The sequence below is a fragment of the Bacillus sp. SRB_331 genome, assembly GCF_003264175.1.
Classification (GTDB): Bacteria; Bacillota; Bacilli; order Bacillales; family Bacillaceae_G; genus Bacillus_A; species Bacillus_A mycoides.
Genome location: NZ_NADV01000011.1, coordinates 1 through 24086 on the forward strand (window position 1 = coordinate 1; position 24086 = coordinate 24086).

At 34.9% G+C, this 24086-nt stretch carries 24 protein-coding genes, 3 pseudogenes and 1 riboswitch; of the genes and pseudogenes, 17 read left to right on the plus strand and 10 right to left on the minus strand.

The genetic code is table 11. The annotated features are described in order from the left end of the window. Nucleotides 1-64: 64 nt before the first annotated feature. The 3 genes and pseudogenes from B5P42_RS08515 to B5P42_RS08525 form a co-directional block, all read right to left on the minus strand. Nucleotides 65-565, minus strand: a pseudogene (locus B5P42_RS08515) (GyrI-like domain-containing protein); the annotation flags it as partial. A 151-nt stretch (nucleotides 566-716) separates the two neighbouring features. Next, complete coding sequence (locus B5P42_RS08520; RefSeq protein ID WP_113734027.1) at nucleotides 717-1835, minus strand: RNA-guided endonuclease InsQ/TnpB family protein; 1119 nt, start codon at nucleotides 1833-1835, stop codon at nucleotides 717-719. Between the two features lie 102 nt (nucleotides 1836-1937). Further along, a pseudogene (locus B5P42_RS08525) lies at nucleotides 1938-2312 on the minus strand (helix-turn-helix transcriptional regulator); the annotation flags it as partial. A gap of 306 nt (nucleotides 2313-2618) precedes the next feature. Between B5P42_RS08525 and B5P42_RS08530 the strand changes: the two are divergent. The 3 genes and pseudogenes from B5P42_RS08530 to B5P42_RS08540 form a co-directional block, all read left to right on the plus strand. Further along, nucleotides 2619-3389 carry an ABC transporter ATP-binding protein gene (locus tag B5P42_RS08530; protein ID WP_000859659.1) on the plus strand — a complete coding sequence of 257 codons (771 nt, stop codon included), beginning with the start codon at nucleotides 2619-2621 and terminating at the stop codon, nucleotides 3387-3389. After that, nucleotides 3376-5325 (plus strand): ABC transporter permease, encoded by a 1950-nt coding sequence (locus B5P42_RS08535; protein ID WP_088031455.1) that lies wholly within the window; start codon nucleotides 3376-3378, stop codon nucleotides 5323-5325. The genes B5P42_RS08530 and B5P42_RS08535 overlap by 14 nt, the downstream gene beginning before the upstream one ends. A 109-nt stretch (nucleotides 5326-5434) precedes the next feature. Further along, a pseudogene (locus tag B5P42_RS08540) lies at nucleotides 5435-5655 on the plus strand (DUF4262 domain-containing protein); the annotation flags it as partial. Between the two features lie 39 nt (nucleotides 5656-5694). On the opposite strand, the gene B5P42_RS08545 reads toward B5P42_RS08540, so the two are convergent. Further along, entirely contained in the window at nucleotides 5695-6642 is a 948-nt protein-coding gene (locus B5P42_RS08545; RefSeq protein WP_113734029.1) for an Rpn family recombination-promoting nuclease/putative transposase, read from the minus strand. 198 nt (nucleotides 6643-6840) lie between these two features. Here B5P42_RS08545 and B5P42_RS08550 point away from each other — a divergent pair, with 198 nt between their 5' ends. Continuing rightward, the gene (locus B5P42_RS08550; RefSeq protein WP_113734030.1) at nucleotides 6841-7350 is read left to right on the plus strand and encodes a DUF2199 domain-containing protein; all 510 of its coding nucleotides are present in this window, start codon (nucleotides 6841-6843) and stop codon (nucleotides 7348-7350) included. A 40-nt stretch (nucleotides 7351-7390) separates the two neighbouring features. Here B5P42_RS08550 and B5P42_RS08555 read toward each other — a convergent pair whose 3' ends face one another. Both B5P42_RS08555 and hpt read right to left on the minus strand, forming a co-directional pair. Further along, nucleotides 7391-8293 carry a diacylglycerol/lipid kinase family protein gene (locus tag B5P42_RS08555; RefSeq protein ID WP_113734031.1) on the minus strand — a complete coding sequence of 301 codons (903 nt, stop codon included), beginning with the start codon at nucleotides 8291-8293 and terminating at the stop codon, nucleotides 7391-7393. Nucleotides 8294-8443: 150 nt separating this feature from the next. Next, on the minus strand, nucleotides 8444-8971 hold the full coding sequence (hpt, locus tag B5P42_RS08560; protein WP_000687586.1) for a hypoxanthine phosphoribosyltransferase: 528 nt from the start codon (nucleotides 8969-8971) through the stop codon (nucleotides 8444-8446). Nucleotides 8972-9132: 161 nt separating this feature from the next. Between hpt and B5P42_RS08565 the strand changes: the two genes are divergently transcribed. From B5P42_RS08565 to B5P42_RS08590, 6 genes are all read left to right on the plus strand, one after another. Continuing rightward, a complete protein-coding gene (locus B5P42_RS08565) occupies nucleotides 9133-9348 on the plus strand; it encodes a hypothetical protein (protein ID WP_000976189.1) in 216 nt (71 codons plus the stop codon). 185 nt (nucleotides 9349-9533) lie between these two features. Further along, complete coding sequence (locus tag B5P42_RS08570; protein WP_088031457.1) at nucleotides 9534-9866, plus strand: hypothetical protein; 333 nt, start codon at nucleotides 9534-9536, stop codon at nucleotides 9864-9866. 177 nt (nucleotides 9867-10043) lie between these two features. Beyond that, the gene (locus B5P42_RS08575) at nucleotides 10044-10538 is read left to right on the plus strand and encodes an LPXTG cell wall anchor domain-containing protein (RefSeq protein WP_088031458.1); all 495 of its coding nucleotides are present in this window, start codon (nucleotides 10044-10046) and stop codon (nucleotides 10536-10538) included. A gap of 95 nt (nucleotides 10539-10633) precedes the next feature. Then, nucleotides 10634-11254 carry a class D sortase gene (locus tag B5P42_RS08580; RefSeq protein ID WP_113734032.1) on the plus strand — a complete coding sequence of 207 codons (621 nt, stop codon included), beginning with the start codon at nucleotides 10634-10636 and terminating at the stop codon, nucleotides 11252-11254. Nucleotides 11255-11300: 46 nt separating this feature from the next. Beyond that, nucleotides 11301-11990, plus strand: a complete 690-nt coding sequence (locus B5P42_RS08585) for a response regulator transcription factor (protein ID WP_113734033.1) — start codon at nucleotides 11301-11303, stop codon at nucleotides 11988-11990. Continuing rightward, nucleotides 11987-13861, plus strand: coding sequence for a sensor histidine kinase (locus tag B5P42_RS08590; RefSeq protein ID WP_113734034.1), 1875 nt, complete (start codon nucleotides 11987-11989; stop codon nucleotides 13859-13861). The genes B5P42_RS08585 and B5P42_RS08590 overlap by 4 nt, the downstream gene beginning before the upstream one ends. A 208-nt stretch (nucleotides 13862-14069) precedes the next feature. Here B5P42_RS08590 and B5P42_RS08595 read toward each other — a convergent pair whose 3' ends face one another. Further along, nucleotides 14070-14741, minus strand: a complete 672-nt coding sequence (locus tag B5P42_RS08595; protein WP_002015759.1) for an energy-coupled thiamine transporter ThiT — start codon at nucleotides 14739-14741, stop codon at nucleotides 14070-14072. 86 nt (nucleotides 14742-14827) lie between these two features. After that, a riboswitch (TPP riboswitch) is annotated at nucleotides 14828-14929 on the minus strand. Nucleotides 14930-15123: 194 nt separating this feature from the next. On the opposite strand from B5P42_RS08595, the gene B5P42_RS08600 reads away from it, so the two are divergent. From B5P42_RS08600 to B5P42_RS08610, 3 genes are read left to right on the plus strand one after another with little or no spacing between them, the layout of a single operon-like run. Next, nucleotides 15124-15351 (plus strand): FeoA family protein, encoded by a 228-nt coding sequence (locus tag B5P42_RS08600; RefSeq protein WP_000060510.1) that lies wholly within the window; start codon nucleotides 15124-15126, stop codon nucleotides 15349-15351. After that, nucleotides 15348-17336 carry a ferrous iron transport protein B gene (gene feoB, locus B5P42_RS08605; RefSeq protein ID WP_113734035.1) on the plus strand — a complete coding sequence of 663 codons (1989 nt, stop codon included), beginning with the start codon at nucleotides 15348-15350 and terminating at the stop codon, nucleotides 17334-17336. The genes B5P42_RS08600 and feoB overlap by 4 nt, the downstream gene beginning before the upstream one ends. 16 nt (nucleotides 17337-17352) lie before the next feature. Then, the gene (locus B5P42_RS08610) at nucleotides 17353-17520 is read left to right on the plus strand and encodes a FeoB-associated Cys-rich membrane protein (protein ID WP_113734036.1); all 168 of its coding nucleotides are present in this window, start codon (nucleotides 17353-17355) and stop codon (nucleotides 17518-17520) included. Between the two features lie 34 nt (nucleotides 17521-17554). Here the strand turns inward: B5P42_RS08610 and B5P42_RS08615 are convergent, their stop codons facing one another. Next, nucleotides 17555-18133 (minus strand): lipoprotein BA_5634 family protein, encoded by a 579-nt coding sequence (locus B5P42_RS08615; RefSeq protein WP_113734037.1) that lies wholly within the window; start codon nucleotides 18131-18133, stop codon nucleotides 17555-17557. A gap of 412 nt (nucleotides 18134-18545) precedes the next feature. Between B5P42_RS08615 and B5P42_RS08620 the strand changes: the two genes are divergently transcribed. The 4 genes from B5P42_RS08620 to B5P42_RS08635 all read left to right on the plus strand — a co-directional run bounded on the left by B5P42_RS08620 (nucleotide 18546) and on the right by B5P42_RS08635 (nucleotide 21056). Then, nucleotides 18546-19211 carry a PspA/IM30 family protein gene (locus B5P42_RS08620; RefSeq protein ID WP_060750099.1) on the plus strand — a complete coding sequence of 222 codons (666 nt, stop codon included), beginning with the start codon at nucleotides 18546-18548 and terminating at the stop codon, nucleotides 19209-19211. Between the two features lie 80 nt (nucleotides 19212-19291). After that, nucleotides 19292-19696: a DUF350 domain-containing protein gene (locus B5P42_RS08625; RefSeq protein WP_002015753.1), complete on the plus strand. Its 405-nt coding sequence runs from the start codon at nucleotides 19292-19294 to the stop codon at nucleotides 19694-19696. A 21-nt stretch (nucleotides 19697-19717) separates the two neighbouring features. Further along, nucleotides 19718-20224 (plus strand): DUF4178 domain-containing protein, encoded by a 507-nt coding sequence (locus B5P42_RS08630; RefSeq protein ID WP_002015752.1) that lies wholly within the window; start codon nucleotides 19718-19720, stop codon nucleotides 20222-20224. A gap of 13 nt (nucleotides 20225-20237) precedes the next feature. Then, nucleotides 20238-21056, plus strand: coding sequence for a DUF4247 domain-containing protein (locus B5P42_RS08635; protein WP_002129590.1), 819 nt, complete (start codon nucleotides 20238-20240; stop codon nucleotides 21054-21056). 605 nt (nucleotides 21057-21661) lie between these two features. On the opposite strand, the gene B5P42_RS08640 is transcribed toward B5P42_RS08635, so the two are convergent. Together B5P42_RS08640 and B5P42_RS08645 are read right to left on the minus strand one after the other, a co-directional pair. Further along, nucleotides 21662-22534, minus strand: a complete 873-nt coding sequence (locus tag B5P42_RS08640; RefSeq protein WP_088032155.1) for a YitT family protein — start codon at nucleotides 22532-22534, stop codon at nucleotides 21662-21664. A gap of 187 nt (nucleotides 22535-22721) precedes the next feature. Continuing rightward, nucleotides 22722-23756, minus strand: a complete 1035-nt coding sequence (locus B5P42_RS08645) for a YdcF family protein (protein WP_113734038.1) — start codon at nucleotides 23754-23756, stop codon at nucleotides 22722-22724. Between the last annotated feature and the right edge of the window lie 330 nt (nucleotides 23757-24086).

The following is a 24086-nucleotide window of genomic DNA, read 5'->3' on the forward strand; positions in this document are numbered from 1 at the left end:
TTTATAGGGTACAGTTCAAAAGGAGCAGTAGCTTTTTTATTTTAGGGAAATTTGGATCTAGACATTATTTCTTCAAAACCGGTATCCAAATTTCACTTTTGAAGTGTGGAGAAGTTACATCTTTCTGTTCATTCCACAATATTTCCGGTCCTTCTGCTAGTTCATAGTTCGAAGAAGGGAACCATTCAGAATAAATACGCCCCCATACATTTTGCAATGCATCAGGAAATGGACCGACAGCTTCAAATATAGCCCATGTCGAAGCAGCGACTTCAAGTTGTGTGAACTGCTCAGGGCAATCTTTCTTTGTTGCTACTCCAATATAATGATCGAGTTCGCCTTTTTCCTCCATTCTTCCTTCAGAAAAATTAGTAGAAGCACTAATGATTCCAGTTGGTTCCACATTTGAAAGCATTTTTAATGTTTGAATGGACTGTGGGTTTAAACTTTTCCACATAGAAGCAATTTCTTCATTTACACCATTGAAAACAATTGGTACTCGTTTTGTTATACCTATAATTCGAAATGAGTCTTTTTCTTCAATTCGATAGTTCATTTCACTTCCGTTGCCAAAAATTTATAAAAATCTATAAATCCTGTTTATTTCCCTGTTCTACGAGTCCAATTTTGCCGAAGCTACTTTTGTTTGCTATAACTCTCCGAGGGCTTAAATTCGGATACAACGAATCCTACACATTGACGATAACTTTTCGATGTTAATTCGCCAATTTATAATTTGCTAAATTGCGACTGGCATTTAAGTCTCTATCTTGCTTATATCCACAAGAACACTTATATACTCGGTCAGATAGTTTTAAATCTTTTTTTATATTGTCGCAGTTTGAACACATTTTAGAAGACGGATACCATTTGTCAGCTTCTACAAATTCAATTCCATATTTTTCACACTTATATTGAATTTGCCTTTTAAATTCATATAATCCTTGCTTCCCAATCGCTTTTGACAAGTGTTTGTTCTTCATCATACCTTTGATATTCAAGGTTTCCATCACAATTCTGAAAGGCTTGGTTTTCACGATTTCAGTTGTCGATTGATGAAGGTGATTATTCCTGATATTTGTTAACCGTCTATGTAGTTTTCGTATCTCCTTTTCAATTTTTATAACGTTACTTGTTTTGACAAATCGGACTTCCTCCTTATTCATTTCATATTTACGAGAAACTTGACGTTGTAACCTACATAGGCGTTTCTCTAACTTTTTTACTTCTTTTGTTTTGTTGATATTTAGATAAGTTTTTTCGTTGGAACATACCGCTAACTCCTTGACTCCAACATCAATTCCAATTGAAACATCCGTTAACTTTTCTTTCCGAAATTCCTGTTCAGCCCCAACAGATAAGTACCAATATTTTCCGTCAAAACTAACTCTTGGATTACTATATTTACAATTCATAAATAGTTGCTCAGAAGTTTTTACCCAACCAATCTTTTTAAGTAACACTTCATTCTTTTTCACTTTCATCTTCGCATTATCGTTGTAAAAAGAAGGTTTTGAATTTCTTCTACTCTTAAATCTTGGGAACTCAGAATATCCTTTAAAAAATCTCTTAAAAGAATCACAAGCGTCTTTTACCGCCTGTTTTGCTACATTATTAGACACATCACCCAACCATGATAGCTCGTTTGTCTTTTTGAGCTGGGTTAGTTCTTTTCTCAAGACTCCATTTGGGATGAATTTTTCGCCACTCTTATAGTTTTCTTGTTGACGATTTAAAGTCCAATTGTAGATGAATCTCGCAGTACCAACGGACTTCCATAACTTCTGTTCCTGTTCTTTGGTCGGTTTTAATCTTACTTTCTGCGCAAGAATCATCTACCATCACCTCAATGATATTGTAACCTGTTCTAATGGATGGATCTGTAAAATTTTTGTAAATTTATATAGATAATTGCAGATTTTATTCAACTGTTATACTCCTCCTTGAATGGATAGTTGGAAGGTCATTGGTGAATAAGCCTTCAAAGAACGAATTGTACTTCGAGCTTCTGAAGGCGTTATGCCGTGTAAATTTTGAAATGCACGTGTAAAAGCATCTGGTGAGTTGTATCCATATTTTATAGCGACATCAATGACTTTTGCATTGCTATCTTTTAGTTCAAAGGCAGCAAGGGTAAGACGTCTACAGCGAATATATTCTGATAGTGATATGCCAGCTAAAAAAGAAAACATTCTTTTGAAATGATATTCGGAGCAGAAAGCTATTTTTGCGACTTCTTTAAAATCAATTTTGTGTGTAAGGTTGTCTTCAATATACTGCATTGCCGCATTCATATTTTTAAGTGAATCCATTATATGACCTCCTCTATAAATAGAATATCAGGAACAAAATAGCTCCATCCGACATTTCATGCACAACTTTGTAGGGGGCACTTTTAACCTTACAAAATTGTAATGTTCCTGTAAGGAGAATGAATGGATGGCATGATATCCCAATGTTATAGTAACAAAGTACTTTAGTACATTAGGTTAAATTTTGATTTCTCCGCTTATGTGCCTTACATAACTGTCATGTTTGTGTAAGAAACATCGATAGTGGCAAGAGTAGAGAGTGTATATAGTTGAAAATAGAGAATAGAAGAAATGAGGGATGTCGAGATGAAAACAGTGTTAGAAGCAAAAAATATTGAAAAAGTATATGACACAGGTGGGAATAAATTTGCAGCTTTAAAAGGTATTAACTTACAAGTAAAAGAAGGTGAGTTCGTTGGAATTATGGGACCTTCTGGTTCTGGTAAGACGACGCTACTAAACGTTCTTTCTACAATTGATAATGCGACGAACGGTGAGATTTTAATTGATGGAAAAGACATCGTGAAGATGAACGATGATAAGCTAGCGTTATTCCGCCGTGATCATTTAGGGTTCATTTTCCAAGATTATAACTTATTAGATACGTTAACGGTGAAAGAGAATATTGCGTTACCTCTTGCGTTATCGAAGGTGAAAGCGAGTGAGATTGATCGCCGCGTTCTTGAAATCTCAAAGAAATTCGGTATTGATCATATTTTAAGTCAGTTCCCATATCAAGTATCCGGTGGACAGAAGCAGCGCTGCGCAGCATCGCGCGCGATTGTTACAAGTCCTAGTATGATATTTGGGGACGAGCCGACTGGAGCACTTGATTCTAAATCAGCGACAGATTTATTAGAAAGTATGAAGTCGTTAAATGAATATGATAACTCTACAATTTTAATGGTAACGCACGATGCATTTGCGGCGAGTTATTGTAAACGAGTTATTTTCATTAAAGATGGTGAGTTATATAAAGAATTACACCGTGGTGAATCAACACGTAAACAGTTCTTCCAAAAAGTCGTTGACGTAATGTCTTCTATTTCTGGAGGTATGGCTGATGACCTTATCTAGCATTGCCCTCCGCAACATACAGCGGAACTTTAAAGACTACTTTGTATATTTTGCATCTATGATATTTAGCATCGTCATCTATTTTACATTTAAGGCGTTGCAGTATAATTCACAAATGGAAAAAGCTGCGGAAGGTTCTAAAAAAATTAGCGGTGCATTTCAAGTTTCAAGTGTCATGCTAATCATCTTCGTAGCGGTGTTCATTATATATTCGAACGGTTTCTTTACACGAAAACGTAAAAAAGAAGTTGGGCTATATTCGTTACTCGGTATTCGTAAAAAACAAATCGGTAAAATGCTCTTTTATGAAAATATGTTAATGGGATTAATGTCTTTAATTATAGGGATTGCGATTGGTAGCGTCCTTTCGAAACTATTCCTTGAATTATTAGTAAGCATGATGGGATTAAACTTAAATGTTCATTTTGAAGTACCGATGGCTGCAATTGTGGATACAGCAATTATTTTCTTTGTGATTATATTGTATACATCACTTCAAGGGTATCGTTTAATTTATCGATTTAAGCTAATTGAACTTTTCCGCGCAGAACGTGAAGGAGAAGAAATGCCAAAAGGATCATTTATTATGGCATTAATTTCAGTTTTCTTAATCGGTTCAGGTTATTTCTTAGCATTAATGTATGTGAAGGCACTTAAGTATGCAGACTTTATGGTAGTCGCACTTTACATTTTACTTGCGACAGTAGTAGGTACGTACTTACTATTTATGTTCTTTACAGTATTCGTATTAAAACGTGCAAGAAATAATAAATCATCGTTTTATAACGGTATGAATATGGTAACGACGTCACAGTTACTATATCGTATTAAAGGAAATGCAAAGTCACTTGCGACAATTTCTATTTTAAGTGCAGTGACATTAACAGCGGTTGGTACGTCAGTTACGATGTATTACAACACATTTACGCAATCAAAAGTAGCTGCGCCGTACAGTTATTCTTATGAGAAAAAAGATGAAGAGCTTGATAAGAAAGTAAATGCGATTTTTGCTGAAGAGAAGGCGAATCACCCTGTCAAAGATCAATTTGAAATTGAGACGGTTCCTGTAAAAGGGAAGTTTGAAGGGGATAAAGTGGACTTCATTCTTAATCTAAACTACACGATTTCAGAGAAATATCAGTTTATGTCTCAGTCCGAATTTAATAAACTTGCTAAAAAAATCGATGCAGAAACAGTGAATGTAGCTACTGGTGAAGCATTTATATATGATAGCTCTTATATTGAAGGGTATGAGTTTAGCCCTCAATATAAAGGCAATAAAGCAGTATTCCAAATTGGCAATGAAACGAAGACATTAACGATTCAAGGTGCAAATAATACAGCAATTACGAACTTAGGTGAATTAGTGATTGTCGTTTCAGATGAAATGTATGAACAGGCGAAGCAAGCATTTGGAACACGTACTGTAAAAAATATTGATGTAAAAGATGAAAGAAACAGTAAAGTATTAACAGAAAAGTTAGCAAAAGTGATGCCAGCTGGTGAATCAGAAATGGTACCACTATTTAGAGATTTCTATACTGGTTTCCAGATGGGGCTTGAAGGAACGGGACTCATGATGTTCATCGGAATGTTCTTAGGACTTGTATTCTTACTAGCAACAGGCTCTATTATTTACTTTAAGCAATTAACTGAAGCAAATGCAGATCGTGAGCGTTACGTTGTACTTCGTAAAGTTGGTGTAACGAAACAAGAAATGAAAAAAGCTATTGCAAAACAAGTAAGCTTTATCTTTGCGATTCCGTTAGTAATTGGAATCCTGCACAGCTTATTTGCACTAAAAGGTTTAGCAAACTTATTACCATTCGAAATTATGATTCCGCTCCTAATTAGTATCGGAGTATATGGCGTCATTTATATCGGATATTACTTCTTAACAGTTCGATCTTATTATAAGATTGTGAGCGCGAAGTAATAGATGGTAGCTGTAAGGAAATAAGAACTATAAAATAGTGATTCACCTGATTTTTTAGTCAGGTGAATCACTATTTTTTGTTTTGATAAGTGCTAGTGAGAGATAAAGTTTCACTATATATATAGAAGAAATAAAGAGCGGAAAAAGTTTGAACAAGGGATTGAGTATACGGATATTATTAAAGGTTATCCCATTATTATGAAGTCTTTCGTAGAGATGGATCGAGAAGTTTCGAGGGTTTTATTGCCTGATGAAAGAGGGATTCTTCCTACTATGCTAGAGTGTGATGAATATTATAAGAATCAATTGGATGATATTGAGGAAAGTTGATAAAAAAGAGCTTGAAACCATTCAAACTCTTTTTTATTACTATTTATGTTCTAAAATATGCTCAACCTCATGCACACTTAATTTACTTGCCTTAGCAATCGTTCCAAGTGGTATACCAAGATCATACATATTTTTAATCATTTGAATTTTCACCTGCTGAACCCCTTCTTTTCGACCCTTTTCAATGCCTTTTTTAATCCCTTTTTTTATTCCTTGTTCCATTCCTCTTTTTATTCCTTCTGTCTCTGCGTGGGCGAATTTTGCTGCTTCATCCATTAAAACTTTCTCCCTTGCGTCATAGGCTTGTCGGAAAGAAGAATCTTGACTCATACGTTCCCATTTATTTATTGCTTTTTGTAAAATAGGATCTTGGTTCATAGCAATATCCTCCAATGTTTTAGTTAAGTGCTCATCCTCATTTGCTGAAAGTAATAAAAGCCAACGAACAAATGGATCTTTCCACGGATTTACTTTTTCTTCATGCCATTGTTCTGTTAACTTTGGAATTTCTACAATGTGAATTTCTATGTCGTGACTTAGGAGTTTCTGTTGTTGTGTATTCCATAATATACTCGTTGAATGGAAGGCGTTTTGTTCTGAAAACATTATGAAATTTAATAAATTTATGGTGATGGTTTTATGCAGTGAGCTATATGGCATGCCCTTTTGTAATTGGGATGTGTATAATTTTCCCCAATAATATAAACTACGTTTTATCATATCGTGATTATTATTGAGCTGTATTTCTACATTTATTTTTGTTCCTGTGTTTAATGTCGCTGAAATGTCTAAAATAGATAACTTATCCTCTTCATATTCCCGATGCAAATGTGGATCTTCTAGTTGTAGAGAAGCAATGGGCGACTCTAAAGACTCTTGTAACATAGCGTTTAAAAATGCAATTAGAATATCTTCACTACCATTCGTACCAAACAATTGTTTAAATGCAAAATCAATGCGTAAATTAACTAACTGTTGGTTGAACACAGCTTTTCCTCTCCCTTGTATCAGGTTGTTTCTTTCATTGTACCTAAAAAGAAATAGGCCATGCAAACAGGCCCTTCTGCTATTTTGTTAGTAGTATTATTAGAAAATGAAAGGCAAGTATGTCTATGTTATACTCTAGTGAAATTGGATGGATTTTGAGTGTGAATGAAATTTAAAGGATAGGAGAACTCATAATAGATGAAAAGAAGAAAAAAGTCCGGAGAAAAGATACAAATGAACCGATTTACATTCCCTTTATGTTACGGAAGTGAAGCACCATCTTATTACTACGAGGTAGCGGCTCATGAAAGAGAGGGACGCTTCCATTTAACATCAGATCTTTGTGTAATGGACGATGAACATTATTTTATTAGAGGCTGTTTAGAGATTCCTATAATTGATTACCACGAAAATTTCATCTGGACTGTGTGGGTATCACTTAGTAAAGAAAGTTATGATAAAGTACTAGAAGAGTGGGATGAGAGAGGACGAGAGAATAGTGATCCTCATTTTGGCTGGTTATCTGTAGAAATACCAGTTTATCCAGAAACACTAAATTTAAAGACAAATGTACATATAAGAGAAGTTGGAATGGCACCGTATGTTGAATTAGAGCCAACCGATCACCCTTTAGCGATAGAACAAAGAAATGGAATTACTTTAGAGAGAGTTAAAGAAATACAAGAAATTATACAACGACATAATTAGATTAGAAGAAAAAAACGAGTGATATCACTCGTTTTTTTCATTACACAACATTAGGATTATAAATCATCGTAAAGTGCGCTTGTAACAACTCAATATGACACGGTGTATGTAGAGAGCTTTCACCATCTGTATCTACTTCTTTTTCTTCTTCTGTTTCAATATGAATGGATTTAGCTTTGACGTGGAAGATGTCATTTTCATTTGAGTCTTCAAATAGTTTCTTTCCGATATAATCTTTAAACGCTTGAATGCCTGTTGATTTGACTACGAAAATATCAAGTGTTCCGTCATCACATTTTACGTTCGGAATAAAGGATGGGATACCCCCGAGATATTCACCGTTTCCAACCATAACAAGGACAGCTTCATCTTCATACACTTGTCCGTCGTAAGTAATTTTTACTGGGAATGGTTCAGCATTTTTTACAGTTCGAATGGTGCTTAAATAGTAACCAATTTTACCAAGCTTTGCTTTCTCTTCTGCATCAATATTGTTTGATACTTCAGATACGAGTCCAATGCCCCAGAAGTTTAAGAAGTGTTGTCCGTTTGCTTTTGCAACATCAATTGGTTTTACATGTCCTTTTGTAATGAGTTTCGCTGCTTCTGCAATATTTTGCGGAACACCAAGTGTGCGAGAGAAGTCGTTGCAAGTTCCACCTGGAATGATTGCAAGTGTAGGTCTAGTTTCAAGAGAGGCTAAGCCGTTTGTGCATTCAAATACAGTTCCATCACCACCAAAGACGATAATTAAATCTACTTTACTAGCAAACTCTTGGCAATATTTTGTTGCATCACCTTGTTTTTTCGTATGAAGGATATGTAGGTCAGGAAAAGCTGCGGCAAGTGGTGGTACGATTTTTGTTAAGTTCGTATGTAAATCGCCTTGTCCTGCTTTCGGATTTACGATGAGGAGTACTTTTTCAAATTTTGTTTTTGTCATTCTTCATCTCTCCCTTTGTTTTTATAAATTACGATAGAAATAAAACTTCCACCAATAATGCATGGAAGCTTATTTGATCCCGCTATTTGCGGGCCGATAATCATTGGGGATGGACAAAAACCCCACTGATTAAGGTTTCACTTTATTATATTATTCCGTTACAACTGAAGCGATAAATGGTAAGTTACGATATTTTTCTGCGCAGTCGATACCGTAGCCAACGATAAATTCGTCTGGAATTTGGAAGCCAACATACTCAGCTTTTAAGTCCACTTTACGGCGTTCAGGTTTATCAAGTAACGTACAGAATTTCAATGCTTTTGGTTTATGCATGAAGAAGTGATCTTTTAAGAAGTGAAGTGTTAAACCAGAATCGATAATGTCTTCTACGACAATTACGTTTTTTCCAGTAATGTTTACATCGATATCTTTTAATAGTTTTACTTTTCCAGTTGTTTCTGTTTGATTTCCGTAGCTAGATGCAGAGATAAAGTCGATAGTTACTTCGTTTTTAATATGACGAATTAAATCAGCAGCGAATACGAAAGATCCTTTTAATACAGCGATTACAACGATTTCTTCTCCTTCAAAATCACGTTCGATTTGAAGCGCTAGTTCTTTTACTTTTTCTTGTAATTGTTCTTCAGAAATTAAAGTGTCTTTTATTTCAATTTTCATTTGAATCCTCCTACAGTGTAAAACTTGTGAACATTTCGACTGTAAAGGATAGAAAGAAAAAAGTCAAAGAAGATATAAGGTTTTTACAGAAATCCCCACAAAATAGTCAGGTGATATGATATACTGATAATATTAAGAAAACGCTTCCAAAAAGGGTGATTATGATGAAAAAGAAACAGTATACAAGTGTAACATTTATAAAAGCATTGCTTTTAACAATTGTTCTTGGTATGTTGGCTTACATAATTGATGTACCTGCAATTCGCATTTCACTAATTGGAATGACTTTAGTATTAGGCGCAATTTCCCATGGTATGATGTCGCAGCTGCAAGAGGCTGGACTTGATGATATGAAAGATTCTATAGATAAGAAATGAGAAACCTTCACGTATATAGAGTGAAGGTTTTTTCGTTTCTTACAAAAATGTAAGGTGATTTGTAAGACAAATCGATAGTTGCATAGTAGTGTTTTGGATAAACTATAAGTGTAAGGTAAGAGGCAAGCATATTTTAGGTAAATTAAGTTTTAGGCACTCTATATGTGAAAAAGGAGTAGGAGGGCATGGAGAAACATTGGACGACCTTTTCTTTTTTAGCAACTAGTAACACCGTAATGCTAGCTGGAGAAATGGATTTTTTGCAGATGTTTGATCGAGAAGACGATCATTCTTCTTCTAAATTTACAATGAAATGGAGTAAGTGGAGCGATAGTTGTAAATTGGAAGAAGAGGCCCCTAACGAAAGGCAAAAAATTATTTTAACAAATCCTATTAAAGCATGGGTCGTTCAATGTCGTAAGTGTAACGTCAAAAATCACTTCAAGAAAACTGAGCCGAGACAATTAGTTATCACTCCGGCCTTTTCTACTTCTCACTCACGCGAAAGTAACAAATAAATATCGAGACACACACCCGAAAAAACATCGTATATATTACGGTGTTTTTTTATTTTTCTAAAATGAAATCTTTAAATGAAATATATTTCATCTGCATCTTATATTTACATCTGTTGTTTATTCTAGTAATACATCCGATGCGACGTGATGTAAAACGTATAAGAGGAGAGAATGAAAATGAAAAAAAAACTATTACCAATTTGTGCAATGGCACTTTTAACAGTAGGATATTCTTCAGTAGCGAGTGCTTCTACTGGAACGTTAACAAAAGAAGAAGCGGCGCAAGTGCAGCAAGATGCAGCTAAAAAAGAAGAAGCAATTAAGGTACAGCAAAAAAATGATGTAGAGAAAAAGGAAGCGGCACAAGTACAAGAAAAAAGTGATATGGCTAAAAAGGAGGAAGCAATAAAAGCCGGGCAAAAGAATGATACGGCTAAAAAAGAAGTAGCGCCACAAGTGCAAGAAAAGGAAGCTATTGCAAAAAAAGAAGCAGCAATTCAGGCCGGGCAAAAGAATGATGTAGCGAAAAAGGAAATAGCAAAACCAGCTGTAAAGGGAGAGAAATTACCAAATACAGCATCAAATAATGTAGCAATGATGGCATTAAGTGCATGTCTTGTAGCAATAGGCACATTATTTGGATTGAATCGTCGTAATAAAGTGAAGGCATAAAAATAAAATCTTTATTAGCCTATAAAGAATGGGATAATTTCATATATTAAAAATGGTAGGATGTCCCTACCATTTTTTGCATGGAGGGATTAACAGTGACGATTCTAAATCGTATTGGGTTTACGTTAATGATAGTAGGTCTATTAATGGGAGCTTTTTATTCTTTTGAATGGTATAAAGGAAAAAGTTCTGCACAAGATTTGACGACGGAAGAGATTGAAAATTTTGAACAGCAAACAGCCAAGCAGCATTCTAGCGAAGTACCAGTAAACGCGCAAATACCTTCTTCTCAAATACAACATAAAGAAGGAGAAAAGGTAGCAATGTTAAATATACCGAAAATAAAGAAGAAGTTTTCTATATATTGGGGAGCGAATGATGCAACTTTGAAAAAAGGAGTTGGTATGTTCGTTAGTGATTTAACGACAACGCCATCTGGAGGAGGACAAACTGTACTGAGTGGGCATCGAGATACTGTATTTACAGATTTAGGGGAGTTAAAAGAAAAGGATAACCTTATTTTGGAGTATGATAATAAAACTTACACATACGAAATTCAAAAGAAATGGATTACACATGCGGATGATCGCACTGTTATTGTTAAAAAAGAAGAACCGACATTAACATTGACGACTTGCTATCCATTTGATTATATAGGGGATGCACCGGATCGATATATTATCGAGGCAAAGTTAATTACGAGCAATTCAAAATAAAATTATAAAATGCTAGCTAATTAAAATGGGAGGGGAGGCATAGAGTATGTCAAAAAACATTCTAATTGTTGAAGATGAAGATATTTTACGTGAAATATTAAAGGATTACTTTTTGAGTGAACAATATAAAGTGCTTGAAGCGAGAGACGGAAAAGAAGCTTTAGTCTTATTTGAAGAAGAAGAGGTCGATTTAGTTATACTTGATATTATGTTGCCAGAACTTGATGGATGGTCCGTTTGCCGAAGGATTCGTAAGACGTCCGGGGTTCCAATTATTATGTTAACGGCACGTGTAGATGAAGATGATACGTTACTTGGGTTTGAGCTTGGGGCAGATGATTATGTTGCGAAACCATATAGTCCGCCTATTTTATTAGCGAGAGCGAAGCGATTATTAGAAAGTAGAAAAGTTATGCAAAAATCTACAGAGAATGAAGATGACACATTAGTTATTCGTGGAATTTGTGTCCACTTCCCATCGCGTACTGTCACTGTTGATGGAGCGCATATTACTTTAACACATACCGAGTTTGAAATATTAGGGTATTTCATGAAAAACCAAGGAATTGTTCTAACAAGAGAGCAATTAATTTCAAGAATTTGGGGATATGAGTTTGCTGGGGATGATCGCACAGTAAATAGTCATATTCGTAATTTGCGAAATAAATTAGGAGAGAAAGCAAAGTACATTATAACTGTAGTGCGAACCGGTTATAAATTCGAGGGGAACATATGAGAAAAGGGATTGTACTTAAATTATTTACCCTTACAACAGCTCTATGTATGTTGATTTTAGCGACGATATTTATTGGACAAACGATATTTTTTAAGCAATATTATGCGAATCGAAAAGTGGAAGATATTAAAGTGAATTTAAATTCTTTTGAAAAGAACTATTTAAATTATGCAGGAAGTGCAGATGGAATTCAGAAGCTGGAGCAAGACTTTTTAAGAGAAAATAATACGTGGATTACAACATTAGATCAGAATGGGAATTTAAAACATGCGGATGATTTTTATGTGGAGATTACTTTAGAGCGTTTGGCAGAGAAACAATTTGGACAAAAAACAATCACTATTCCTCTGTATAACCTCATGAATATAGATGAGATTGAAAGTAGGATACTACCTAGTTTGGTAGGAAAAAAGGTTTATTTTAGTGGTTTGCTAAGAAATGACAGTTTCATCACATCATATTTACAGTCAGCAGAGGGGAGTTTGAGTTGGGCTAATAAACCACTAAGTAAGAAGTTAGCTGAAAGAGAACTTAAGGCAAGTGAGGAAAAGCCAAAAGTAGCACAAGATTTAATCGGTGAGGAAAGAAAAAAAGTTGCTGGGAATTTGAGTGATTTGGAGAAGAAGAGGGTTGCTCAAAATTCCGATTTCAATATAAATGGGACAATTACGAAAGTGCAGCCTTCTGATGGAACAGTTCCCGTAAATCCAATTTATAAAAACAATTTATTTTTGGATAATATAAAAGAATTTCAAGCTGATTTATTACTAAAAGAAAGCAATCAAATAAAATATGCAACACAAACAATGGACTATGAAAAAAATGATATAAAATATAAATTATTAATCAAACCAATAAAAGAAAAAGATGGATCGGTGACATACATATACGCGATGGCTTCTTTACAGCCTGTCGATGAGGCTGTGCAAATGGTGCAAGATTATTACATTTACATTGTTGCGTTTGTAGTCGTTCTTATATTTCTAGCTTCGTTCTATTACTCAAAACAAATCGCAAAACCGTTATTAAAAATAAATGATACAACGAAGAAAATAGCGCATTTAGATTTTACAGAAAAAATTCCGATTACTTCAAAAGATGAAATTGGTGATTTATCGCAAAATATTAATACATTATCTAATAAACTACATTCACATATTGGACAGTTAGAACAAGATATTGAAAAAGAAAGAAAGTTAGAAAACACAAGGAAAGAATTTATTGCGGGTGTATCGCATGAACTAAAAACGCCGCTGAGTATTATGAAAAGCTGTATTTCTATTTTAAAAGATGGGGTAGCTGAACATAAAAAAGATTACTATTTTCAGGCGATGGAAAAAGAAGTAGACAAGATGGATATACTAATTTTGGATATGCTTGAATTAGCTAAATTTGAGTCTGGCACATACAACATGAAGATGGATTCTTTCTATATCGATGGAGTGATTGAAGAAATATGTGAACAGCTTTCATCAGAGATAGAGAAAAAAGAACTGAGTGTGCACAAGCATATATGTCCAGCTGAAGTGGTTGGGAATCAAAATAGAATTGAACAAGTCATCGTGAACTTCATTACGAATGCAATACGTTATACACCACATAAAGAAGATATTATTATTTCCGTAATAGATGAGAAGAATCATATAAAAATGTGTATTGAAAATAAAGGTGCTCACATTGAAGAAGAACAATTAGATAAAATTTGGGATCGTTTTTATCGTGTGGATGCGGCACGGAAACGTTCACAAGGTGGAACAGGGCTTGGCCTTGCAATTTCAAAAAATATTTTAGAACTACACAATGCTGAATATGGGGTGAAGAATACCGAAGATGGTGTGTTATTTTACTTCTATTTACCGAAAAAAGCGTAGACAATACTATCTACGCTTTTTTAATTTATTTTCATATTATCTTTACCTAATCTTTATTTCTAAACAGTATACTTTGAATAGAAAATGAGGTTATGTAAGGAGTCGATGAACCGTGCATAGCAATTGGCTAAGTATAATGGTATTTATTTTCTTTTGTGCATTTATTGTATTTTTAATTGATATTACGATGTGAAAAAAGAGCGCTAAGTTAAGCGCCCTTTTTTTGTGAATTTATTTGATAAGCACTCATGCTTTTGAATAATCTTGGTGAAGTGATAAATAAAAATATAAGTAAAACGGTACATAGAATATAGGAACCAATCATTGTGCTACCGTTAAATATTAAAGAATATAGAATAGCTGATTGACCTTTCGGTGCATATTGTCCCCAGAAAATAATACCGGCAATAAAGTGACAGAAGTAACGAGCTAGACTACCGATAAAAGTAGCAATGATAATGTATCCAATTACTTTCTTTCCTTGGTTTTGTTTTGATGAAGGCTTATCTTTACGGCTACTTAAGTTTGATTGTTCGTTTCCATTCTTATTAGATGCTAGAAGTGCTTTTTGAATTGGACGATAGAATAAACCAGCAAATCCAATGAATGCGAAAGCAACGAAGTATTCAATGATTACTTGAATTGGTGTGACGATAATGGCATCGCCTACGACAATTTGTAATAATCCCCAAATTAAGCCTCCTAAGAAAGCCATTTTGAAGCCCCAGCGGTATGCGATAATAAAAATAGGAATCATAGCGAATGAGATGGAACCGCCTGTTGCTGATATTTTGATTGAAAGTGGTAAAATATCGATGACCAAGGCGAAGGCTGCAAGAATAGCAGATTCGATCATCGCTTGTAAATTGGTGTTACGCATATTGTCTCCCCCTATATCCAAGTTGCACAAAAAAGAACATTATCATAGGAGGATACGAAATACGTAAATAAAAAAAGAGGTGTGTATTTCGGACGTTTGCACAATTCCTGCGTTAGCATTAACTAACAGGTTCAAAGGGTCGGAACGAATTGTTCCCTCTCAGCGGTAAGGCTCCCCCTGTGATAACGAGATTCTTTATTTGTTATTGTTTATTGTAAGTGAAATGGATGAGAATGGCAAACATACTTTGTATGACAATTATTGAAATATAATTGTATTGAAATGTTAATAAATATGAAGCAAAAAGATATAGTCCAAGTGAAATAGAGTATGATATAATTTTTTTGAAAATAATTATCATTCTCTTCTGAGGGGGAAGGTTATGAGCTTAGTAGATATTAAAATTGGTGAGAAAGTGTTAGTAAAAAGTATTCAATCGTTAGATCAGTTATTAAAGCGGAGACTAGCTGCTTTTGGTCTGGCGGAAGGAAGCGAGCTTCGCATAAAACAGAAGGCGATGTTTAAAGGTCCTTGTACATTGGAGTGTCGTGGGCAGTTAATTAGTATTCGTCATTGTGACGCGAAAATGATAAAGGTGGAATTAGCGTGAATAAGGTTGCTTTGCTAGGGAATCCGAATACAGGGAAAACATCATTATTTAATGCACTTACTGGTTCTTATGAATATGTAGGAAACTGGAGCGGTGTAACAGTAGAAAAGAAGGTTGGTAAATTAAAAGATAAGCAAGGAACATTAATTGATTTACCAGGCGTTTATGATTTGAATCCAGTTTCACGTGATGAAGGTGTCGTTACGAATTTTCTACTAACAGACGAATTTCATCATATGTTAAATATAGTGGATTCTTCGCAATTCGAGCGAAATATGCATTTAACATTGCAATTACTTGAATTTGGTAAGCACGTTTCAATTGGTTTAAATATGGTTGATGTGGCAAAGCAAAGAGGAATTGTAATTGACGTAAAACGATTATCAGAACTATTAGGTGTAACAGTCGTTCCTGTCATCGCAAGAACCGGAAAAGGCTGTGAAGAATTACTTACTACTCTTCATGAAGAGAAACAAAAAGAGAAAAAGCCATTCATTATTTCATATGGTTTACAAATGGATGAAGGGATTGGAGAGATAATCGCTCTTCTAGAGAAAGCGAATTACGAGCATCCGAGATGGTTAGCCCTTCAATTTTTAAGCAATAACGAAGTAGTAGAAAAAGAAATGAAAGCATTACCAATTTATAAGGAACTTATATCCATTCGATCTCGTTTAGGTGGAAAACTTGATTGTACGTTGGAAGAGCATATTTACAAGACTCGTGAAGCGTATATTGAAAAGTTAAAAACAAATGTTATGAAGCATGAGAAAGAAGGAAACATTCCTTTTTCGGAAAAAATTGATAGGTTAATTACACATAAAATTTTAGGACTTCCAATCTTTTTAGCAGTTATGTTTTTTATTTTTCAGGTTACGTTTACGTGGATTGGTACACCTTTATCGGATATGCTTGATGGATTTTTTGGCGGACAACTTACTGATTGGGTTACAGCTGGGCTCACAAGTGTTGGCGCTTCTGACTTTATTCAAGCACTCGTTACAGAAGGTATTATTGCCGGCGTTGGTGCGGTATTAGTATTCGTTCCACAAATCTTTGCACTATTCTTCTTCATTTCATTATTAGAAGACTCAGGATATATGGCACGAATTGCAGTTGTTATGGATAGAATTATGGAGTTTTTCGGTTTAAACGGAAAAGCATTCATTCCGATGATTATCGGCTTTGGGTGTAACGTTCCAGGTATTATGGCAGCGAGAACGATTGAACAGGAAAAAGAACGTTTACTTACAGTTTTAGTAACTCCATTTATGTCTTGTTCAGCACGTTTACCTGTATATGCATTATTTGCGGGAGTGTTCTTCCCTCATAGTCAGGCGACTGTTGTGTTCTCTTTATATATCGCAGGGATTGTTCTTGCATTACTCGTTACAAAAATTATGTCTCTTACTATTTTAAAAGCAGAAAAATCTATTTTTGTAATTGAGCTACCACCTTACCGTGTGCCGCAAGCGAAAACGTTATGGCTCAGCACGTGGGAGAAAGGTAAAGGATTTGTTCGTAAAGCGGGTACATTCATCTTCGGTGGTTCTGTTGTCATTTGGTTATTAAACTATGCAGGTCCATCAGGATTTGGTGTTGATATGGGAGACAGTTTCTTAGCGATGATTGGTGGATTTATTGCACCACTTTTTGCACCGCTCGGTTTTGGAACGTGGCAAGCTGCGGCATCCCTTTTAACAGGATTTTTAGCGAAAGAAGTTGTCGTTTCTACGATGGCAATTATTTATGCGGTTAAAGAAGATGTGCTAGGAAATGTAATGGGAGCACATTATACTGCGCTATCAGCCTATGCATTTATGTTCTTTATTTTATTATATGTTCCGTGCTTAGCGACAGTAGCTGTTATTAAACGTGAAACAGGATCGATGAAATGGACAGTTTTCTCTGTCGTTTATCCGCTCGTTGTTGCTTATGTATTAACGCTCATTATATACCAAGTTGGGTCCTTACTCGGATTCTAGAAGGAGATGTATTGCAATGATGGTCAATATTATAATTGGAGCTATCATTTTTGGTTATGCAGCATATACGTTAGTTAATTTTGTAAAGAGAAGTAAAAAAGGCAAATGCGCAGCATGCTCTATAAGTAAGTCATGTCAGTCACAAACTTGTAGTCCAGATATGGAGCAAATTGCTCACAAGTAGAAAAAAGCTTTGCGAATTTCGCAAAGCTTTTTTATTATTTCTTAATTTTTACAAGTTGTGCTCCTTCTACACCATTTTTTCCAGGGAATTCTTTACTAGGGTCTTTATCAAATTTTAATACACCCACAGATTTTTCTTCACCTTTTACATTGCCGTAAGTTGCATCATCAACAATCGCGAACATATCTGCATATGCACGGCCACTACCAATAATTGTGTTGCCTTCATATTTTAATTTCGCACCATCAATTGTAGCATTTTCTACTTTATTTTTTGCGAATAACACGCCTTGTTCTGTTGTTACAGCTGGTAATTTATCAAGTGGTTTCGTGTCGTCTTTTTCATCAACTTTTTGTAGTAATTCTTTTTTAACAAGTTCTTCACCAGTTTTCTTATCCATTACAAGAACTTTTTTACCCTCTAATGTTGTCATTTTCATTTTATAGAAGTCTTTTTCTTTCACTTCTTTTTTATTTTTATCTGCAATTTGCTGAACTTGCTCTTCTGTTCCGTATAATACAAAGCCGTTCGCTTTTTCTCCTAATAAAGAACAACCTGATAATGCTCCGAATGAAATTGCTGCTGCTAACCCGATTCCTACTAATTTTTTCATGATGATTTCTCCTTTTTATATGTTTTATAGTAAATACAGTTTTTGTATTAGTCCTTACAGTATGAGAAGCTTTTTTGCTATTCCGTTGCTTCTGGTATTAGTGTATAAGAAATATTGAAACGTAACTATCGAGTTAGCTTACAGTAACATTACAATTATGTAATTTAGTGAAATCGCGCAAAAATAAGTTAATTTTGGAGGCAGAAATAATAAGGATATAGTAGGAATACAATATTATATCTGGAATGTCATATTATATTAGTTGTATTTTGGAAATAACATGTAAGGACATCTTAGTTTTGTTATAATAAACACATAGGTTGTAAAAATGAATATTCTTACTGAAAAGGGAGATTTTTAATTTTCCAAGTAGTGAATTTGAAATATGAGGTATATCATAGGAGGAATTTGGATGTCTGTATTTAAACGATTAAGAGATTTAACAATGTCGAATGTGTATTCATTAATTGAAAAAGCTGAAGATCCAGTTAAGATGACGGATCAATATTTACGCGATATGCAAGCGGATGTACAAGAAGCTGAGAAAAGTGTAGCAGCTCAAATCGCACTTGAGAAGAAATTCAAAGTATTATTTGAAGAGCAAGAAGCACTTGTGAAAAAACGTGAAGAGCAAGCTCATATGGCTGTTCAAGCAAGCAATCTTGACCTTGCGCGTCGTGCTCTTGAAGAAAAACAAAATGCAGAGCAAAAGATGAATGAGTATAAAGCGAGCTATGAGCAAAACAAAGCAGCTGCTGATAACCTTCGTCTTAAGCTAGAAGAAATGCGTAAGCAATTAACAGAGCTGAAAAATAAACGTGAAACACTTGTTGCACGTGTAAATGCAGCGAAAGCACAAAAGAATATTAATCAGGCGATGTCTGGATTTGATTCAAATTCAGCAAAAGCTGGTTTAAGCCGTATGGAAGAGAAAGCACTTCAATTAGAGGCTGAAGCAGAAGCAAGCGGTGAAATTTACAAGAAAGAAAAGTCGTTAGATGATGAATTCGCAAGCTTAAACAAAAATTCTGTTGTTGACGATGAATTAGCTCGTATTATGAAGCAGTACGAGAAATAATATAGAATAGACAAAGAAACCGACATGTCTGAAGAGAATTCATGTCGGTTTTCTATTACTTTTTTAGAGGAGGTTTTGTAATGACGTGGATGAATGTTTTAGCTATGCTTGTATGGACTGGAGCGAGTGCGGTACTTTTATTTGCAATTATGTGGGTTGATTCGATTTTTACAAAATACAATGATTTAAAAGAAATGAAAAATGGAAATACAGCAGTGACAACGCGTTTCGTTATGAAATTATTTGCGCAAGGGTACATTTTATCTCAATCTATAACGAAAGCGAATGACTTATGGCAAGCGCTTCTTGCCTCAGCAGTTTCATTCGTTATTTTATTAATTGTAGAAATGTTCATTGAGTTTGTGTTAAAGAAAATGTCTGGTTTAGATTTAGAAGAAGGAACGAAAGAAGGCAGCTTAGCACATGCGTTGTTAGCTGGTTCATTACATATCGTTGGTGCACTTATTTTAGGTGCTTGTTTATAAAGAGAAAAGGAGGGGTAGATTGTGAGTTTATTTAAACGTATTAAAAATATAATGAAGAGTCCGGAGCCGCCGAAGCCAGAAAAGAGTCTTTTAACGTTGGCTCCTGGCGATATGATTGAAGTCTCGTTAGTCATGTACGAATTAACTGGGAAAACGAGCATGCATTCTCGCAAGGAGATTATTTTAACTTTGCAGGATGGGAAAGATATTCGTTATTTGAAAATTGAAGACCGTGAAAATACGTATTACAAATTGTATACACCGATTGATGGTCGTTTAGATTCAATCGATGAAATTCCGACGACGATTGAAATGGATGATATAGAGTATCATATGGAAGAACAATATAATGGACGTGTTGTTGTTATGGGTAAAACACCATTCGCTGCTTCAGAAGAACAGTACGTATGGGAATTCCAATCCGATAACCGCAAATTATTACGTGTTGAATGGCAAAATGGTCGCACAATGATGTATGAGGGAGAAGTAATTATTCCTGCTGATGTACAAATCATAAGAGCAACATAAGGGGGGCGTAATCATGTCAAACCGATTGTTTACCATGATTAAATCGTTCGTGATCCCTATACTTGCTATCGTTACATTACTTGTTATTGCCGGTTATGCTTTATCGGGCTGTCAAAGTGGTCAGGCGAAGTCAATTCAGGACCGTTACCCACTAGAGTCTGTCGCAAAGGATGGTAAACAAGAATCTTACGTGTATAGGGCCGCCAATCGGTCAGTTCCTGAAGTTGCAAAGGAACTTATAGCCGAAAGGAAACCGAAGCAAGCATCTAAAGAAGACGAAAATCAAATGTTCCTCGTTTATTCTGATAAAATGTATAATTTACAAAAGGATAAAGAGAAACCATCTGATACGTTAATTGAAATAAGCAATGAAGAATTTGTCCGTCAAAATTACCAACCATCCTTCTTACAAGGATATATCATGGGGAGTATATTAAACGATATATTCGGTTCACGCAAATCATCATACGGTGATTATCGCGGATATAATGACAGACAAAATCATAAACCGGTGATCCCGGAAAGACCACCTACGAAAGAGGAAAAGAAAACCCCGCCTCCAATTACGAAGGAAGGGAAAGGATCTATTATTAAGCGAGGCGATAATGTAGATCCGAAATCATCTGTAGGTGATAAAGGAAGTATTACGGAAAAAGGAAGTAAAACGACGCCACCGCCTTCTACCGGAAGCAAAGGGAAAATTACGAAAAACCCGGGTGGCTCGAGTGGATCTGATGTGAAGCCGAAATCATCCATTAAAACCCCACCAAAGAATACGTCGCCCCCGAAAACAAGGGTTGGCGGTTCAGGGAAAATTATGAAGAGAAGATAGTATAGAGACTGAAAAGTGGAATTTGCTTTTCGGTCTTTTTATTATGGGGATTAATTCCTTATAGCTGGTACAATTAAGTTATAAGGAGGAGATTATTATGAGTATATATAAAAGGTTTAGTTTGATTATGTTCCTCGTCTTATTCCTCAGTTTGTTTATTAGCACAACGATGAAATTTCACTTTATCCCGCATTAACGGGCAGTAAAACTCCCACCTCAAAATTCGGCTGGAGCAAAGAAGTTAGGTGGGAGATCAACTGCCCGTAAACGCCCGATTGGTTCAACTAATAATCAGTGGGGGATGAACAAAACCCCCACTGATTATAGTTTCACTTTATAGTAGGTATTCTATGGATACTGTGTACATGTACTCTCTTTCTATATGTTCCGCTTCGCTTTCAGCATGAAGTGCCCGCCTTTCAAAAGTACGTCGATTGGATTAAAAGCGGGGGAAGATGGGGGAGTAAAATATATCAACGGTTTTTCGATTATATCTATCGTAGCTCAAAATATATCAACGATTCGAAAAGGAATATCGATTTACCAACTTCATAATAAAAAGAGGCTGCACCAATATTTTGGCACACCCTCTTTTTTCATAATGATTAATGAATATCACGTTTCTTAAAGTTACCGCCTTTTACTTCAGCTACGTCATAAACTGTAATAAAGGCATTAGGATCGATTTCATTAATCAGGTCCTTCATTTTACTTTCTTCTAAACGGTTAATTACACAAGAAATTTCTTTGAATTTCTCTCTTGAATAACCACCGTATACTTCGTTATACGTTGCGCTTCGGCCTAAACGATCGCGAATTGTTTCTACCATTAATTCAGGCTCTTTCGTGATGATTTTAAATGTTTTCGAACCACTTAAACCAACTTCAACGATATGAATCACTTTCGAAGCGATAAAGTAAGCAATTGCCGAAAGGATAGCCCCTTGAAGACCAAATACTGTTGAAACAAAAATAAAGACAAACATATTTAAGAATAAAATAAGGTCACTTGTTCCAAATGGTAACTTTCTAGAAAGTAATACGGCTAGCATATCGATTCCATCTAATGCCCCGCCATTACGTAATGCTAGTCCCATACCAAAACCGATAATAATACCACCAACAACAGTAATTAAAAGTGTATCGCCCTCAATAATTGTTGGTACTCCGTGCATGAGAACGGTACCTACTGCTAGCGAAGCAATCCCGATAATAGAATAAATTGCAAAGCTTTTACCGATTTGTTTATATCCTAACCAAACGAAAGGGATGTTAACGACTGCGATTAGAAGTCCTAATGGTAACCCGAATAATCTTGAACTAACGATACTTAAACCAGTTACACCACCGTCTGATACGTTGTTTGGAATTAATACGGCTTCTAATCCGTACGCTGTGATAAATGCCCCAATAATAATCATCAAAGCTTTTGAAGCGATTTTCAGCTTATTGGGCTTGTTTTTCATAATTTTCTCCATATAATTTCCTCGTTTCAAACTAGTTTCGTATTTGTTACATAATTCACATCTAAATTTCATTCTAACATTTTATTTGAAAAAATTCTCCTTTAATGGATGTATGCAGGGAATATTATCACCATATTACCAGTAAAATATTTTTGGAATTCGTATGAAAAATCCCATCCGTTCAAAGGATGGGAGGTTGTTAAGAAAATATAAAACTAACTACTGTTAGCAATAAAGAGAATCCTAAAATAGTTCCGCACACTTTCATATGTCGTTTACGTCCCATAACGACGATTGCAACATATTCGCGAATCATTGCATTAGGCCAGTAATAAAATGCAGTTTTTGATCCAATTCCTTGGCTATTAAGACCAGCTTGTCTTGCATATATACCGGCGCGGAAAAGGTGGAAATTATTCGTTGTAAAAATACTTCTATACTTCCCTTCAGGTTTTAAAGAATCCATAATTTCTTTAGAGAACGACATATTTTGATATGTGTTTACAGAGCGATTTTCTTGCACTGTGTGTTCAAGCGGAATTCCTTTTTCAACCGCATAATTTTGCATCGCTTCTGCTTCAGGAAGCCCTTCATCTGGACCTTGTCCGCCAGAAAAAATGATTGTCGGCGGTATAGTAATAGCTGCTTGTTTCCAATAAAAGTCGATAGCTTTATTAATACGACTTGCAAGTAACGGCGGCACTTTGTCATTAATTAAGCCGCTACCAAGAACGATGATGAAATCTTGATTACGTCTCGGTCTATTGAATTGGTATAGAAAATAAGCGCTTAAGAAGTTAGATAAATGTATAAAGAAATACATAGTTATAAGAGAAATCGCAGCAAAAATAAATTGAAAGTGTGTTGAGACTAAACTTGCTGGATTTATGATAGGGAGTAGCATAAAGAATAAAATCCCTAAAGCTGCAATTAAAGTTAAAGAGTTTGTAAAGCGTCTTCCTTCACGCTGCATCAAGATTCTCGCATTAAGAAATAGCCCAAACATTAAAGCGACTATAGCAAAAGGTATCATTACAATTAGCGCTATCATGGGAATAATAACGATAAAATGTAAAGCGTTATTACCAGATACAAACGAGACGGCTGCACAAAATAATAGAAAAGAACAGAAAAAGGCATTAAATAAAAAGCCATTTATTATTTTCCGTGGATCTTTTAAGTAAGAGATAAGAAAAATAATAAACAATATAAGAGGAATAATTCCAAAATACATAAATATAATACACCTCAATTTTTATAATGTTTTATTGCACCCCTAATACTACATGATTTTGAAGTTATTAATAATAAAAATAACGATTTAGAATTTTCTTAATAAACGATATAGATAAATATAATAAAATGTATTCAAATCGATATATTAAAAGTAAGATGGTTGAAGAGGCACTCTGTAGAGTGTCTTTTTCTTTGAAATATGTAATTTTGCATATTTTGTTCCTTTTTAATGAAAGAGGATTAAAATATAAATTGTGGATACACGCTATAAAGCAGAATTGTATACAAACATTTACCTCTACTCTTTTTGTATCTAACAATCTTGTAA